Genomic DNA, 13582 nt, shown 5'->3' with positions numbered 1-13582 from the left:
TGAACCCCGCTGACCCGGCGGCCTGTGTGCCGTTGTTCCGTGTCAGTGGTGGCGCATTATAGGGAGTTATTTCTGCCTGACAAGAGGAAATTTAAAATAATTTTCTGAGTGTCTCTTTTTTCATCAATAGCGTGCTTAACGTGCCATAAAATAAGCAAATTGCCGTTATTGCAACTGCAATCACACTTCCAGGTGGCATACTAATAACCAAACGAAAGAGAAAGGAAGAACATTCATGCCTTTAAGCGCACAACAATTAGCCGCACAGAAAAATCTATCCTATGTTCTGGCTGAAAAGCTGGCGCAGCGGATATTAAAGGGTGACTACGCCCCCGGTACGATTCTTCCCGGCGAAATAGAACTGGGCGAGCAGTACGGCGTAAGTCGAACGGCAGTTCGCGAAGCGGTGAAAACGTTGACGGCTAAAGGCATGGTGCTACCCCGTCCGCGCATTGGTACGCGGGTGATGCCGCAGGGAAACTGGAACTTTCTGGATCAAGAGCTGCTGACCTGGTGGATGACGGAAGAAAATTTTCATCAGGTGGTGGATCATTTTCTGGTGATGCGTATTAGCCTGGAGCCGCAAGCCTGCCTGCTGGCGGCGACGCTTGGCACACCGGAGCAGAAAGCGCGGCTTAATGCCTTAATGGAAGAGATGGTAGCGCTGAAAAAGCATTTTAAGCGTGAACGCTGGATTGAAGTGGATATGGCGTGGCACGAGCATATCTACGAAATGAGCGCCAATCCCTTTCTAATCTCTTTTGCTACGCTATTTCATTCGGTTTATCACACTTACTTTACCTCAATCACCTATAACGAGGTGGTAAAGCTGGATTTGCACCAGGCCATTGTTGATGCCATCGCTGATGGCGACGGCGAACGCGCTTTCCAGGCCTGCCAGGCGTTGTTAATAGCGCCCAATGAGAGACCAGATAATTAACAGGATATTGAATGACCAGCAAAAAAGCGCGCAGTATGGCTGGCCTGCCGTGGATCGCGGCAATGGCCTTCTTTATGCAGGCGCTAGACGCCACCATTTTGAATACCGCTTTACCGGCTATTGCGCATAGCCTTAACCGTTCCCCACTCGCCATGCAGTCCGCTATTATCAGTTATACCCTGACAGTAGCCATGTTAATTCCGGTAAGCGGCTGGCTGGCTGACCGCTTCGGTACGCGTCGCGTCTTTATGGTCGCCGTAAGCCTGTTTACGTTAGGCTCGCTGGCCTGCGCGCTCTCCAGCTCACTATCTGAATTGGTTATTTTTCGCGTCGTACAAGGCGTTGGCGGAGCGATGATGATGCCAGTGGCGCGGCTGGCGTTATTGCGAGCCTATCCGCGTAGTGAGCTGCTGCCCGTTCTTAACTTTGTCACTATGCCGGGGCTGGTAGGTCCGATTTTGGGGCCGGTATTAGGCGGCGTACTGGTGACCTGGGCAAGCTGGCACTGGATCTTCCTGATTAATATTCCCATTGGGGTTGCAGGCATTCTGTATGCCCGCAAATATATGCCCAACTTCACCACGCCGCGTCGCAAGTTTGACATGACCGGCTTCTTTCTTTTTGGGTTAAGTCTGGTTTTATTTTCCAGCGGAATGGAACTGTTTGGCGAAAAGATTGTGGCGACATGGATCGCATCCGCCATTATTTTTTGCAGTATCGTTCTACTATTGGCCTATATCCGCCACGCCCGCCGTCATCCGACACCGTTAATATCACTATCGCTGTTTAAGACACGCACATTTTCCGTTGGCATTGCCGGCAACCTCGCCACGCGTCTGGGGACAGGCTGCGTACCTTTTTTGATGCCGTTAATGCTACAGGTTGGTTTTGGCTACCCGGCTCTGATCGCCGGCTGCATGATGGCGCCGACAGCTTTGGGTTCTATTATCGCGAAATCGACCGTAACGCAGGTTTTACGACGTTTGGGATACCGGAAGACTCTGGTCGGCATTACGGTATTTATCGGTCTGATGATTGCCCAGTTTTCGTTTCAATCTCCCGCCATGCCGATCTGGATGCTCGTACTGCCGCTATTCATTCTTGGAATGGCGATGTCCACTCAATTTACGGCAATGAATACGATTACTCTTGCGGATCTGACGGACGATAACGCCAGCAGCGGCAACAGCGTTCTGGCGGTTACGCAGCAATTGTCTATCAGTTTAGGCGTGGCGATCAGCGCGGCGGTGTTACGTATTTATGAAGGTTTTGCGGGCACCAGTACCGTGGAACAGTTCCACTATACCTTTATCACGATGGGGGCGATCACTATCGTGTCCGCGCTGATGTTTATGCTGCTAAGAGCCAAAGACGGCAACAATCTGATTAAAGAACGGCATAAATCTAAACCGACCCACGCACCGTCAAAACCGGAGTAAGCTGAAGTCGCTGTTGTTGCAAGGCGGGCTGCGCCATCCGATGAATCAACACATCAATAGCCAGCTCGCCCAATTCATCTTTCGGCTGATGGATAGTCGTCAGCGGCGGCGTCATATAGCGCGCCAGCTCAATATCATCATAGCCAATGACCGCCATATCTTGCGGAATACGAAGCCCCGCCTGATATAGCGCCTGATAGGCGCCGACAGCCATCGCATCGTTTCCGGTAAAAACCGCTTGCGGTCGCTGTTGATGGGCGAGTAACGCCTGCATGGCGTCAAAGCCGCCGCCAAACTCAAAATCGCCGGTGATCTCATAGCCTTGCGGAATAGCCAGCCCTGCGCGTTTCATCGCCGCCCGATACCCCTCCAGCCGCAAACGCGCTGGCGTTTTGTCCAGCGGACCGGTAATACAGGCTATTCGGGTAAATCCTTTATCGATAAGGTGTTGGGTGGCAAGATCGCCGCCTAACAACGAATTATCCTGAATGAGATCGCTACCGCCCTCGCCATCAAACGGCGACCAGTCCATCATGACGGTAGGAATAGACGGATAACGCTCCATGATTTCACGAGAAGGCTGATGCGTTTCGGTACACAGCAGCAGTAAACCGTCTACCCGTTTTTGCATCAGCGTCTCCAGGTTGCGGTTCATCCGTTGCTCGTCGCCTTCGGTATTGCACAACACCAGACTATAACCGCGCTCAAAACAGCTTCGCTCAACGCCGCGCACCAGTTCGGAATAAAAAGGGTTGGTACTGGCGGTAATTAGCATACCAATCGTGCGGGTCTGGTTTAACTTGAGGCTTCGCGCCAGCGCAGAAGGCGCATAGTTAAGTGATTTAATCGCCGCTTCAACTTTTTCGGTTATCGTCTCACTCACAAAGCGATCTTTGTTAATAACGTGAGAGACCGTCGATGTAGAGACTCCCGCCAGGCGGGCAACATCTTTCATAGTAGCCAAGCGTTACCCCTGCTGATGTAAAAACGCTTCTATCTCTTCGCGCCACGGAACGGACGGCTGCGCGCCTTTACGCGTTACGGCAATCGCGGCGGCGGCATGGGCAAAGCGAATCGCTTCCGGCAACGGCGTCTCCTCCAGTATCGCGGTGATAAAGGCGCCGTTAAACGTATCTCCGGCGGCAATGGTATCGACAGCCTCAACGCTAAATCCAGGAACGCGGCGGCCCTCGCCGTCTACGCTGGCCCAGACGCCACGGCTTCCTAAGGTAATTAATACGGTTCGAATGCCTTTATCATGCAAAACCTGCGCAGCTTTCGCGGCATCGTCGTCATTTTCCACACGCACGCCCGTCAGCTTTTCAGCTTCCGTTTCATTTGGCGTGATGATGTCCACCAGCGCCAGCAGTTCATCCGGTAGCTCACGGGCAGGCGCCGGGTTCAGCGCAACAGTAGTATGATGTTGATGGGCGATTTTCGCCGCCGCCAGTACGCTTTCCAGCGGCGATTCCAGCTGCATCAGTAACGCATCCGCCTGCGCGATACGTTCACGTTGCGCATCAACCAACGCCGGCGATAACGCGGCATTCGCTCCGGCATGAATACCGATGACGTTCTCGCCTTCGCCGTTAACGAAAATCAGCGCCACCCCGGTAGACTCGCCTTTAATAACGCTAACTGGCGCGATATCAATACGATCGCTGACTAATTGTTTACGAATACTGTCGCCAATATCGTCATCGCCCGTGCAGGCGATAAACGCAATATTTGCCCCGCTACGTCCCGCAGCAACCGCCTGATTCGCGCCTTTCCCGCCAAACGCGACCTGATAATGGCTACCGGTTACCGTTTCACCCGGGGTAGGGAAGGACTCAAGATTAAGGATATGATCGGCATTAATGCTGCCAAGGACGATGAGATTACCTGCGGTTTTCATATTCGGGGTTCCACGTCAAAGTGCGCCACCGGTTAGGGTGGCGCGTGCCCTGCTTTTCTTTTTTTACGTTCACCTCAGCGGAGGCTCGCGTATTTCTGTCGCCATCAGGCCATAGTTGACCCGTGTCGTTTATTACTGCTTGATGACCAGTTTCAGGTCAACCGGATATTTGGCCTGAACTTTTTCGCCTTTCAGCACCTTATCCGCTACTTCAACGCCTTTGGCGCCGATTTGATCCGGTAACTGAGCGATAGTCGCTGCCAGTTTGCCATCTTTTACGGCCTTTTCGCCATCCGGCGTACCGTCAAATCCAACCACCATCACATCTGCTTTACCGGCAGTTTGCAGCGCGCGCAGTGCGCCCAGCGCCATTTCATCGTTCTGGGCGAAGACAGCCTGAACATCCGGATGCGCGGTCAGCAGGTTCTGCATGACGTTCAGACCCTTAGTACGGTCGAAATCGGCAGGCTGGCTGGCCAGGACATTAAATTTGTGGGCGGCTACCGCCTGCTGGAAACCTTCGCCACGCTCACGCGCCGCAGATGTTCCGGCAATGCCTTGCAGCTCAATCACTTTGGCGCCTTCACCAGCTTTTTTCGCGATATAGTCGCCAGCAATCTTACCGCCCAGCACGTTATCAGACGCGATATGGCTGACGACATCACCTTTGGTTGCCTGGCGGTCAAGTGTGATAACCGGAATCTTCGCCTGGTTAGCCATCTTCACCGCGTTACCCACCGCATCGGAGTCAGTCGGGTTGATCAGCAAAATTTTGGTCCCGCGAACGGTTAAATCCTGCACGTTCGCCAGCTCTTTGGCAGGGTTGTTCTGGGAGTCCAGCACCACCAGGTTATAACCCAGTTTATCCGCCTCTTTTTGCGCCCCGTCTTTTAACGACACGAAGAAGGGATTATTGAGGGTAGAGATCACCAGCGCAATGGTGTCTTTCGCCATTGCATTCGCGCTCACGGTGGCGCTCAGCGCAACAGCAGATACCAGGGTAGCCAGTTTTTTCATGTTCATATTTCAGATGTCCTGTAGTCGTTGTTACTGCTTTTTGTTGTCTACCAGTACCGCCAGCAAAATCACCACCGCTTTGACGATCATCTGGTAATAGGAGGAAACACCTAACAAATTCAAACCATTATTAAGGAAGCCGAGAATCAATGCGCCGATCAATGTCCCAACAATGCGTCCTTTACCGCCTGCAAGGCTGGTGCCGCCCAGCACCACGGCGGCAATAGCATCCAGCTCATAGCCGGTACCCGCCGTCGGCTGCGCGGAAGAGAGGCGCGCCACTTCAATGATACCCGCCAGCGATGCTGTCAGCCCGCAAAGTGAATAGACGATAATTTTCACTTTGCTCACGCTAATGCCAGACAGACGCGTCGCCGCTTCGTTACCGCCCAGCGCGTAGATATAGCGTCCCAGACGGGTGTGATGCAGCATATACCAGGCGGCGATAAAGACGATAGCCATGATCCAGACCGGCGTAGGAACGCCCAGCGGACGACCGATACCGAACCAGCCAAACAGATCGGCGTTATCGGTAAAGCCGGTGTTGACCGGGCTACCGTCGGTGTAAACCATCGTCACGCCACGCAGTAGCAGCATCATCACCAGCGTAGCGATAAACGCCTGTACGCGGCCCTTCGCGACGATAACGCCAGTGACGGCGCCAATCGCAGCGCCCAGCGCCAGCGCGGCGGCAACCGCGACCAGCGCATTCACTTCAACGCCGACGATTGAAGCGGCAACCGCACCGGTGAGCGCCAGCAGGGAACCGACGGACAGATCGATCCCCGATGTCAGAATCACCAACGTCATCCCCACCGCCATAATGGCGTTGACGGAGGTCTGTTGAAGAATATTGAACAGATTATTAACGGTAAAAAAGTTGGGGCTCAACGTCGAAACAATCGCGATCAACACCAGCAGGGCAATGAGCGACTTCTGCTCAAGAAGCCACGCTTTAGTGAAATAACGGCGACCAGAAACAGCCTGGGTTGTCATCTTTTTTACTCCTGATTCACGCGATTAAGCTTGCCCACTGCGGCAGCCATTAACACTTCCTGGGTGGCCTGCTCGCGAGTAAATTCACCGCTGAGATGCCCTTCATGCATGACGATGATGCGATCGCTCATGCCTAATACTTCTGGCATCTCAGATGAGACCAGAATGATGCTCAGGCCGTCGGCCTTAAACTGGTTGATAAGCTGGTAAATCTCTTTCTTGGCGCCGACGTCCACGCCGCGGGTCGGCTCGTCGAGAATGAGCACTTTCGGGCGCGTCATCAACCCGCGAGCAATCGCCACTTTTTGCTGATTACCGCCAGAAAGCAGGCCTATCGCCTGTTCCATTGACGGCGTCTTGACGTTGAACAGACGGATAAAATCCCCCACCGCCTGCTGCTCATCTTTGTGTTTCAGGCTTCCGCCAGCGCGGCTGAAATAATCCAGCGCAGTCAGCGACATATTCTCTTTAACTGACATGCCGAGCACCAGTCCATCGCGCTTACGGTCTTCAGAGATATAAACGATGCCATTGGCCAGCCCGTCCTGCGGAGAACGCGTCACCACTTCGTGTCCATCGAGCGTCACGTAACCGCTGGTTCGCGGCATCGCGCCGTACAATACTTTCATCAGCTCGGTGCGACCGGCGCCCATCAGGCCGGAGATGCCAAGAATCTCGCCTTTTCGCAGCACAAAAGAGACATCATTCACGCCCGGTCCGCACAGATTATCGACCTTCAGGCGAATCTCACCCGGCGCGTTATCCAGATGCGGGTACTGATCTTCCAGCTTACGTCCCACCATCATTTCGATAAGAGAATCTTCGGTCAACGTGGCCACTTCACGCTCGGCGATAAATTGCCCATCGCGGAAGACCGTCACGTCATCGCAAATTTCGAAGATCTCTTTCATACGGTGGGAGATATAGACAATGCCGCGCCCCTGCGATTTTAATTCGCGGATAACGCGGAACAGAGAGTCGGTTTCAGTGTCGGTCAGCGCATCGGTCGGTTCATCCATAATGATGACTTTGGATTCGAAGCTCAGCACTTTGGCGATTTCCACCATTTGCTGATCGCCGATAGAGAGTTCGCCCACCAGCTTATCGCTCTTAAAACGCAGATTGAGTTTGGCTAAGAGGTGGTCGGCTTCGGCATACATCTTTTTCCAGTCGATTTTGCCAAAGCGATTCACAAACTCACGGCCCAGGAAGATGTTTTCCGCAATGGTCAACTGCGGAATCAGGTTCAGTTCCTGATGAATAATGCCGATCCCGGCTTCCTGAGACGATTTAGGCCCATTAAAGGTGGTCTCTTTACCCAGCCATAACAACGATCCCGCATCTCGCGTATAGATGCCGGTTAATACTTTCATCATGGTGGATTTTCCGGCGCCGTTTTCCCCCACCAGCGCCATAACGCGGCCAGGATAAACGTTTAACGCGGCGCCGGAGAGAGCCTTCACGCCGGGGAACGCTTTATCGATCCCTTTGAGTTGCAGTAATGCGTCCATAGCGGCCTCAGAACGTGACGCCAGCGCAAAGAATGACGTTCGCATACGGGGAACACTCCCCGCTGCGAATCACCGCCTGACTGTCTGCAGTCAATTTTTTGAATTGTTCGTGTGTCGTATAACTAATTTTTATGGTGTTTCCCTGGTGTTGCTGCAGTTGCTCAAGGTGAGTGAGCAACGTTTCGTGGAGCTGCGGATTCTGTTGTTTGATTTCCGTTGCAAGAATCGCCGACTCAACCTGCATTTCCCGGGTCACGACATCCACCACCTGCATAAAAGAAGGTACGCCCTGGGTTAGTGCCATATCGATACGCGCGGTGCTATTCGGGATGGGTAAACCCGCATCACAGACCACCAGAGTATCAGTATGCCCCAGACGGGAAATGACCGACGAGATTTCAGAGTTGAGTACGGTGCCTTTCTTCATTTTTTCTGCTCCACTAGCGAAACGTTTCGCTGGCCGCAGTGTAACCCTGGATGTGTTCATAAAACCATCATGACGTAACAGAATTGTGATCGCCGTCGAAACGTTTCGCTAGCGGAAATCAGGCGATTATCTTGTGGGAATCTACGGATTGGCCAGGCCGGGTAAGCCAACGCGGCCCCCGGCATGTTGATGGGAGGTTAAATCTCGACCTGCGTACCTAACTCAATCACACGGTTAGGCGGGATCTCGAACTGATCCGGCGCGCGCAGGGCGTTACGTTGCAACAACAAATACAGCTTGCCGCGCAGACGCAAATACCACGGGCGTTTGCCGACAATCAACGACTCGTGCGACATAAAGAACGACGTTTCCATCATCCGACAGCTAAGCCCTTCCAGACCGCAGCGGTGGAACACCTCTTCAACGTTTGGCGTTTCGCGCCAGCCGTAGCTAGCCACCACGCGCCAGAATGTCGGAGACAACTGCTCAATCTGCACCCGGCGAACGTTATGCACATAAGGCGCATCTTCCGTACGCAACGTCAGTAAGATTACGCGCTCATGCAACACTTTGTTGTGCTTCAGGTTATGCAATAAAGCAAAAGGGATCACACTGAGCGCGCGCGACATGTATACGGCAGTACCCGGCACCCGAACCGGCGGTGACTTCTCCAGTGAAGCAATCATCGCTTCCAGCGAATTACCGTGTTCATGCATACGACGCAACAGACGGAAACGCTCGCTCTTCCAGGTGGTCATGATCGTGAACATGATCAGACCCAGGCTCAGCGGCAGCCAACCGCCGGACAACAATTTATCGAGGTTAGCCGAGAACAGCGGGATATCCACGCACAGGAACGCGATGAGGATCAGCGCGACAAAATATTTGTTCCAGTGCCAGTTCTTACGCGCCACGGTCGTAGAAAGAATAGACGTCAGCACCATCGTGCCGGTCACGGCGATACCATAGGCCGCCGCCAGGTTGCTGGAGTGCTCAAAGCTAACAATAACAACCACGACCGCGAAATAAAGCAGCCAGTTAACGAAAGGGATATAGATCTGACCGGACTCCATCTCGGAGGTATGGATAATGCGCATTGGCGACAAATAGCCAAGACGCACGGCCTGACGCGTCAGCGAAAAGACGCCAGAAATAACCGCCTGGGAGGCGATCACTGTCGCCAGCGCGGCCAGAATCAGCAGCGGAATTAACGCCCAGTCCGGTGCCAACAGGAAGAAGGGGTTTTTAATCGCTTCCGGATGCTTTAGTAGCAATGCGCCCTGACCAAAGTAGTTCAGTACTAACGACGGCAATACCACGGTAAACCACGCCAGGCGAATCGGGAACTTACCGAAGTGTCCCATATCGGCGTACAACGCCTCTACGCCGGTAATCGACAGCACCACCGCGCCCAACGCAATAAACGATACGGTTTTATATTCAAGGAAAAAACGTACCGCCCAGACAGGATTCAGCGCATGTAACACTTCGGGATTGGCGATAATACTGCGCAGGCCAAGTACCGCCAGGATTAAAAACCAGGTCAGCATGATCGGCGCAAAGAGTTTCCCTACCATTCCCGTACCGTGCTTCTGAATCATAAACAACAGAGTCAGCACAATAATGGAAAGCGGGACAATCCAGGTATCCAGCTGCGGCGCGACAATTTCCAGGCCTTCAATCGCCGACATCACTGAAATCGCCGGCGTAATGACCACTTCGCCATAGAAAAAGCTGCCGCCTATCAGTCCCATGATAACTAACATGGATGTGGTGCGCGCCGAGGTATTACGCCCGGCAAGCGACATCAGCGTCAAAATTCCACCTTCACCCGCGTTATCGGCGCGCATCACGAAGGTGAGATATTTGATGGAAACCACAAAGATGAGTAGCCAGAAGATCAGCGACAGAAAACCAAACACGGCATCTCGTTCAACGCCAAAACCAAACTGACCGGACAAACATTCACGAAGCGTATAAAGCGGGCTGGTACCAATATCACCGTAGACAACCCCAATAGCTGCGAGGGTAATCGCAGGCAACGATTGCTTATTATCAGTGCTCATAGACTCATCTTTCGTTTATACACGTCACCCTTCACACTACCTCCTTGTCGGCTGCATTCGCTTACCCCAGTCACACGTTTAAGTCAGTGCCAGGGGATTCACTCCTTTGCCGCCTTGATGTAGTTTGAATGAATGAGTGTATAGATATGAAATGTGTGCTTAGTCCCTTGGCCCACAAAAAAGCGCACAGTATGCACGATTAATCATAAAATCGTACCCCTAAATGAAGCCAGATTAACCTGGCTCAAAGAAAAATAAACAGCGCGTCAGACGATTACAGCCCCGGTGGTGAAACGTCTATACTCGCAATTAGCATGATCCATTTGTCGAAAGGACGCCTCTTTATTATGGCTCACCCACATTTATTAGCGGAAAGAATTTCCCGTCTGAGCAGCGCCCTTGAGAAGGGGCTGTATGAACGTAGTCACGCCATACGCCTGTGCCTACTGGCGGCGTTAAGCGGTGAGAGCGTCTTTTTGTTGGGCCCGCCCGGTATCGCCAAGAGTCTGATTGCCCGCCGCCTGAAGTTTGCTTTCCAGCGCGCCCGCGCTTTTGAATATCTGATGACACGCTTTTCCACGCCGGAAGAGGTTTTTGGCCCGCTCTCTATTCAGGCGCTGAAAGATGAAGGTCGCTATGAACGCTTAACGACCGGCTACCTTCCCGAAGCCGAAATCGTTTTTCTGGATGAAATCTGGAAAGCCGGGCCCGCTATCCTGAACACATTGCTGACCGCCATTAACGAACGCCATTTCCGCAACGGCGCATTTGAGGAAAAAATTCCGATGCGGCTGCTGGTGGCGGCCTCTAACGAACTGCCCGAAGCGGACAGCAGCCTGGAAGCCTTGTACGACCGAATGTTGATTCGCCTGTGGCTGGATAAAGTTCAGGATAAAGCCAATTTCCGCTCCATGCTGATTAGTCAGCAGGATGAGAGTGATAACCCGGTCCCCGCCTCGTTACAGGTTAGCGACGAAGAATATCAACAGTGGCAAAAAGATATCGGCGCGATTTCGCTGCCTGATCCGGTCTTTGAGCTGATATTTACTTTGCGCCAACAGCTGGATAATTTGCCGAATGCGCCTTATGTCTCCGACCGTCGCTGGAAGAAAGCCATCCGCCTGTTACAGGCCAGCGCCTTCTTTAGCGGACGCGACGCGGTTGCGCCGATTGACCTTATCCTGCTAAAAGATTGCTTGTGGTATGACGCGCAGAGTCTGAATCTCATGCAACAGCAACTGGAAATATTGATGACCGGACACGCCTGGCAGCAGCAGGCCATGCTGACTCGCCTCGGCGGTATCGTCCAGCGTCGCCTTCAGTTGCAGCAACAGCAAAGCGATAAAACCGCCTTCACCGTCATTAAAGAAGGCGGTATGTTCAGCCGCCGCCCGCATTACACTTTACCGCCGGAAGCCAGTGCGTCAACGTTGACGTTATTGCTACAAAAACCGCTAAAACTGCATGATATGGAAGTGATCCATATTACTTTTGACCGCAGCGCGCTGGAACTTTGGCTGACCAAAGGCGGCGAGATCCGCGGCAAACTGAACGGGATCGGCTTTGCCCAAACGCTGAATATGGAAGTCGATAACGCTCAACATCTGGTGGTGCGCGACATCAGTCTACAAGGTACCCGTCTGGCGTTACCGGGAGCGGCTGAAGACAGTATGCCTGCGGAGATCAAACAGCAGCTGGAAACGTTAGAAAACGACTGGCGCCAGCAGCATACCCGCTTCAGCGAGCAGCAACATTGCCTGTTTATTCACAGCGACTGGTTAGGGCGCATTGAGGCCAGCCTGCAGGATGTAGGAGAACAGATCCGCCAGGCGCAACAATGCTGACGCTGGATACGCTAAATACCATGCTGGCCGTCAGCGAAGAGGGAATGGTCGAAGAGATGATCCTCGCGCTACTGGCTTCCCCACAGCTGGTCATTTTCTTTGAAAAGTTTCCGCGTTTAAAAAACGCCGTGACCGCCGATCTCCCGCGCTGGCGGGAAGCGCTACGCAGCCGTCTTAAAGACGCACGCGTTCCGCCGGAACTCACGGAAGAGGTCATGTGTTATCAGCAAAGCCAACTTCTCTCTACCCCACAGTTCATCGTGCAACTGCCGCAAATACTGGCGTTGCTTCACCGCCTGCATTCACCGTATGCCGCGCAGGCGAAGCAGTTGACGGAGAGCAACAGTACCTTTACCCCTGCGCTACACACGCTTTTTTTGCAACGCTGGCGGTTAAGTCTGGTCGTGCAGGCCACCACGTTAAACCAACAACTACTGGAAGAAGAGCGCGAGCAGTTGCTGAGTGACGTTCAGGAACGGATGACGCTGAGCGGGCAACTGGAACCGACGCTGGCGGAAAATGATAATGCCGCAGGCCGCCTGTGGGATATGAGCGCGGGCCAGCTTAAACGTGGTGATTATCAACTGATCGTAAAATACGGCGAATTTCTCGCCGCCCAGCCGGAGCTAATGCAACTGGCTGAACAACTGGGACGTTCGCGGGAAGCCAAATCGGTACCGAAAAAAGACGCGCCGATGGAAACCTTTCGTACACTGGTGCGCGAACCCGCAACGGTGCCGGAGCAGGTTGACGGTATACAGCAAAGCGATGATATTCTGCGCCTGTTGCCGCCAGAGCTGGCGACGCTCGGTATCACCGAGCTGGAATATGAATTCTACCGCCGGTTAGTGGAAAAACAGCTCCTCACCTATCGCCTGCATGGCGAAGCATGGCGTGAGAAAGTGACCGAACGGCCGGTAGTACACCAGGATGTCGACGAGCAGCCGCGCGGACCGTTTATTGTCTGCGTCGATACTTCAGGCTCGATGGGAGGATTTAACGAGCAGTGCGCAAAAGCGTTCTGCCTGGCGTTGATGCGCGTTGCGCTGGCGGATAACCGCCGCTGCTTTATTATGCTGTTTTCCACTGACGTTGTGCGTTATGAACTCTCCGGCCCGGAAGGTATCGAGCAGGCTATCCGCTTTTTAAGTCAACGTTTTCGCGGCGGCACGGATATCGCCAGCTGTTTTCGCGCCATTATTGAAAGAATGCAGGGACGGGAATGGTTTGATGCCGATGCGGTGGTCATTTCGGATTTTATCGCCCAGCGCTTGCCGGATGACGTGGTGAGCAAAGTGGGAGAGTTGCAGCGTCTTCACCAGCATCGATTCCATGCGGTGGCGATGTCGGCGCACGGCAAACCCGGCATCATGCGCATTTTCGATCATATCTGGCGCTTTGACACCGGGATGCGAAGCCGCCTGCTGAGACGCTGGCGGCGTTAA

11 protein-coding genes are annotated in these 13582 nt (G+C 53.3%); 4 read left to right on the top strand and 7 right to left on the bottom strand.

The genetic code is table 11. The features are described from left to right. The first annotated feature begins 235 nt into the window (after positions 1-235). Together HV477_RS22560 and mdtD are read left to right on the top strand one after the other, a co-directional pair. On the top strand, positions 236-940 hold the full coding sequence (locus HV477_RS22560) for a FadR/GntR family transcriptional regulator (protein ID WP_001131144.1): 705 nt from the start codon (positions 236-238) through the stop codon (positions 938-940). Positions 941-951: 11 nt separating this feature from the next. Beyond that, positions 952-2379 carry a multidrug transporter subunit MdtD gene (gene mdtD / locus HV477_RS22555; RefSeq protein ID WP_000202071.1) on the top strand — a complete coding sequence of 476 codons (1428 nt, stop codon included), beginning with the start codon at positions 952-954 and terminating at the stop codon, positions 2377-2379. Here mdtD and rbsR read toward each other — a convergent pair. The 7 genes from rbsR to kup form a co-directional block, all read right to left on the bottom strand. Next, positions 2345-3343 (bottom strand): ribose operon transcriptional repressor RbsR, encoded by a 999-nt coding sequence (rbsR, locus tag HV477_RS22550; RefSeq protein WP_000224495.1) that lies wholly within the window; start codon positions 3341-3343, stop codon positions 2345-2347. The genes mdtD and rbsR overlap by 35 nt on opposite strands. Positions 3344-3346: 3 nt before the next feature. Continuing rightward, a complete protein-coding gene (gene rbsK / locus HV477_RS22545; RefSeq protein ID WP_000844728.1) occupies positions 3347-4276 on the bottom strand; it encodes a ribokinase in 930 nt (309 codons plus the stop codon). Positions 4277-4408: 132 nt separating this feature from the next. Then, entirely contained in the window at positions 4409-5299 is an 891-nt protein-coding gene (gene rbsB, locus HV477_RS22540; RefSeq protein ID WP_001056260.1) for a ribose ABC transporter substrate-binding protein RbsB, read from the bottom strand. Between the two features lie 24 nt (positions 5300-5323). Continuing rightward, positions 5324-6289: a ribose ABC transporter permease gene (gene rbsC, locus HV477_RS22535; RefSeq protein WP_000211345.1), complete on the bottom strand. Its 966-nt coding sequence runs from the start codon at positions 6287-6289 to the stop codon at positions 5324-5326. Between the two features lie 5 nt (positions 6290-6294). Beyond that, positions 6295-7800 carry a ribose ABC transporter ATP-binding protein RbsA gene (rbsA, locus tag HV477_RS22530; protein ID WP_000339359.1) on the bottom strand — a complete coding sequence of 502 codons (1506 nt, stop codon included), beginning with the start codon at positions 7798-7800 and terminating at the stop codon, positions 6295-6297. Between the two features lie 7 nt (positions 7801-7807). Beyond that, positions 7808-8227 (bottom strand): D-ribose pyranase, encoded by a 420-nt coding sequence (gene rbsD, locus HV477_RS22525; RefSeq protein ID WP_000715945.1) that lies wholly within the window; start codon positions 8225-8227, stop codon positions 7808-7810. A 197-nt stretch (positions 8228-8424) separates the two neighbouring features. Further along, positions 8425-10293: a low affinity potassium transporter Kup gene (gene kup / locus HV477_RS22520; RefSeq protein ID WP_000102338.1), complete on the bottom strand. Its 1869-nt coding sequence runs from the start codon at positions 10291-10293 to the stop codon at positions 8425-8427. Positions 10294-10640: 347 nt separating this feature from the next. On the opposite strand from kup, the gene ravA reads away from it, so the two are divergent. Further along, the gene (ravA, locus tag HV477_RS22515; protein WP_000940975.1) at positions 10641-12137 is read left to right on the top strand and encodes an ATPase RavA; all 1497 of its coding nucleotides are present in this window, start codon (positions 10641-10643) and stop codon (positions 12135-12137) included. Further along, on the top strand, positions 12131-13582 hold the full coding sequence (viaA, locus tag HV477_RS22510) for an ATPase RavA stimulator ViaA (protein ID WP_000956592.1): 1452 nt from the start codon (positions 12131-12133) through the stop codon (positions 13580-13582). The genes ravA and viaA overlap by 7 nt, the downstream gene beginning before the upstream one ends.

It is taken from the genome of Salmonella sp. SG203, assembly GCF_013350575.1.
Lineage (GTDB): Bacteria > Pseudomonadota > Gammaproteobacteria > Enterobacterales > Enterobacteriaceae > Salmonella > Salmonella enterica.
This window is presented reverse-complemented; position numbering and strand designations above follow the sequence as displayed.

Coding starts and splice junctions, on each gene's coding strand:
- HV477_RS22560 (WP_001131144.1), top strand. CDS start 236: ATGCCTTTAAGCGCACAACAATTAGCCGCACAGAAAAATCTATCCTAT.
- mdtD (WP_000202071.1), top strand. CDS start 952: ATGACCAGCAAAAAAGCGCGCAGTATGGCTGGCCTGCCGTGGATCGCG.
- rbsK (WP_000844728.1), bottom strand. CDS start 4,276: ATGAAAACCGCAGGTAATCTCATCGTCCTTGGCAGCATTAATGCCGAT.
- rbsB (WP_001056260.1), bottom strand. CDS start 5,299: ATGAACATGAAAAAACTGGCTACCCTGGTATCTGCTGTTGCGCTGAGC.
- rbsC (WP_000211345.1), bottom strand. CDS start 6,289: ATGACAACCCAGGCTGTTTCTGGTCGCCGTTATTTCACTAAAGCGTGG.
- rbsA (WP_000339359.1), bottom strand. CDS start 7,800: ATGGACGCATTACTGCAACTCAAAGGGATCGATAAAGCGTTCCCCGGC.
- rbsD (WP_000715945.1), bottom strand. CDS start 8,227: ATGAAGAAAGGCACCGTACTCAACTCTGAAATCTCGTCGGTCATTTCC.
- kup (WP_000102338.1), bottom strand. CDS start 10,293: ATGAGCACTGATAATAAGCAATCGTTGCCTGCGATTACCCTCGCAGCT.
- ravA (WP_000940975.1), top strand. CDS start 10,641: ATGGCTCACCCACATTTATTAGCGGAAAGAATTTCCCGTCTGAGCAGC.
- viaA (WP_000956592.1), top strand. CDS start 12,131: ATGCTGACGCTGGATACGCTAAATACCATGCTGGCCGTCAGCGAAGAG.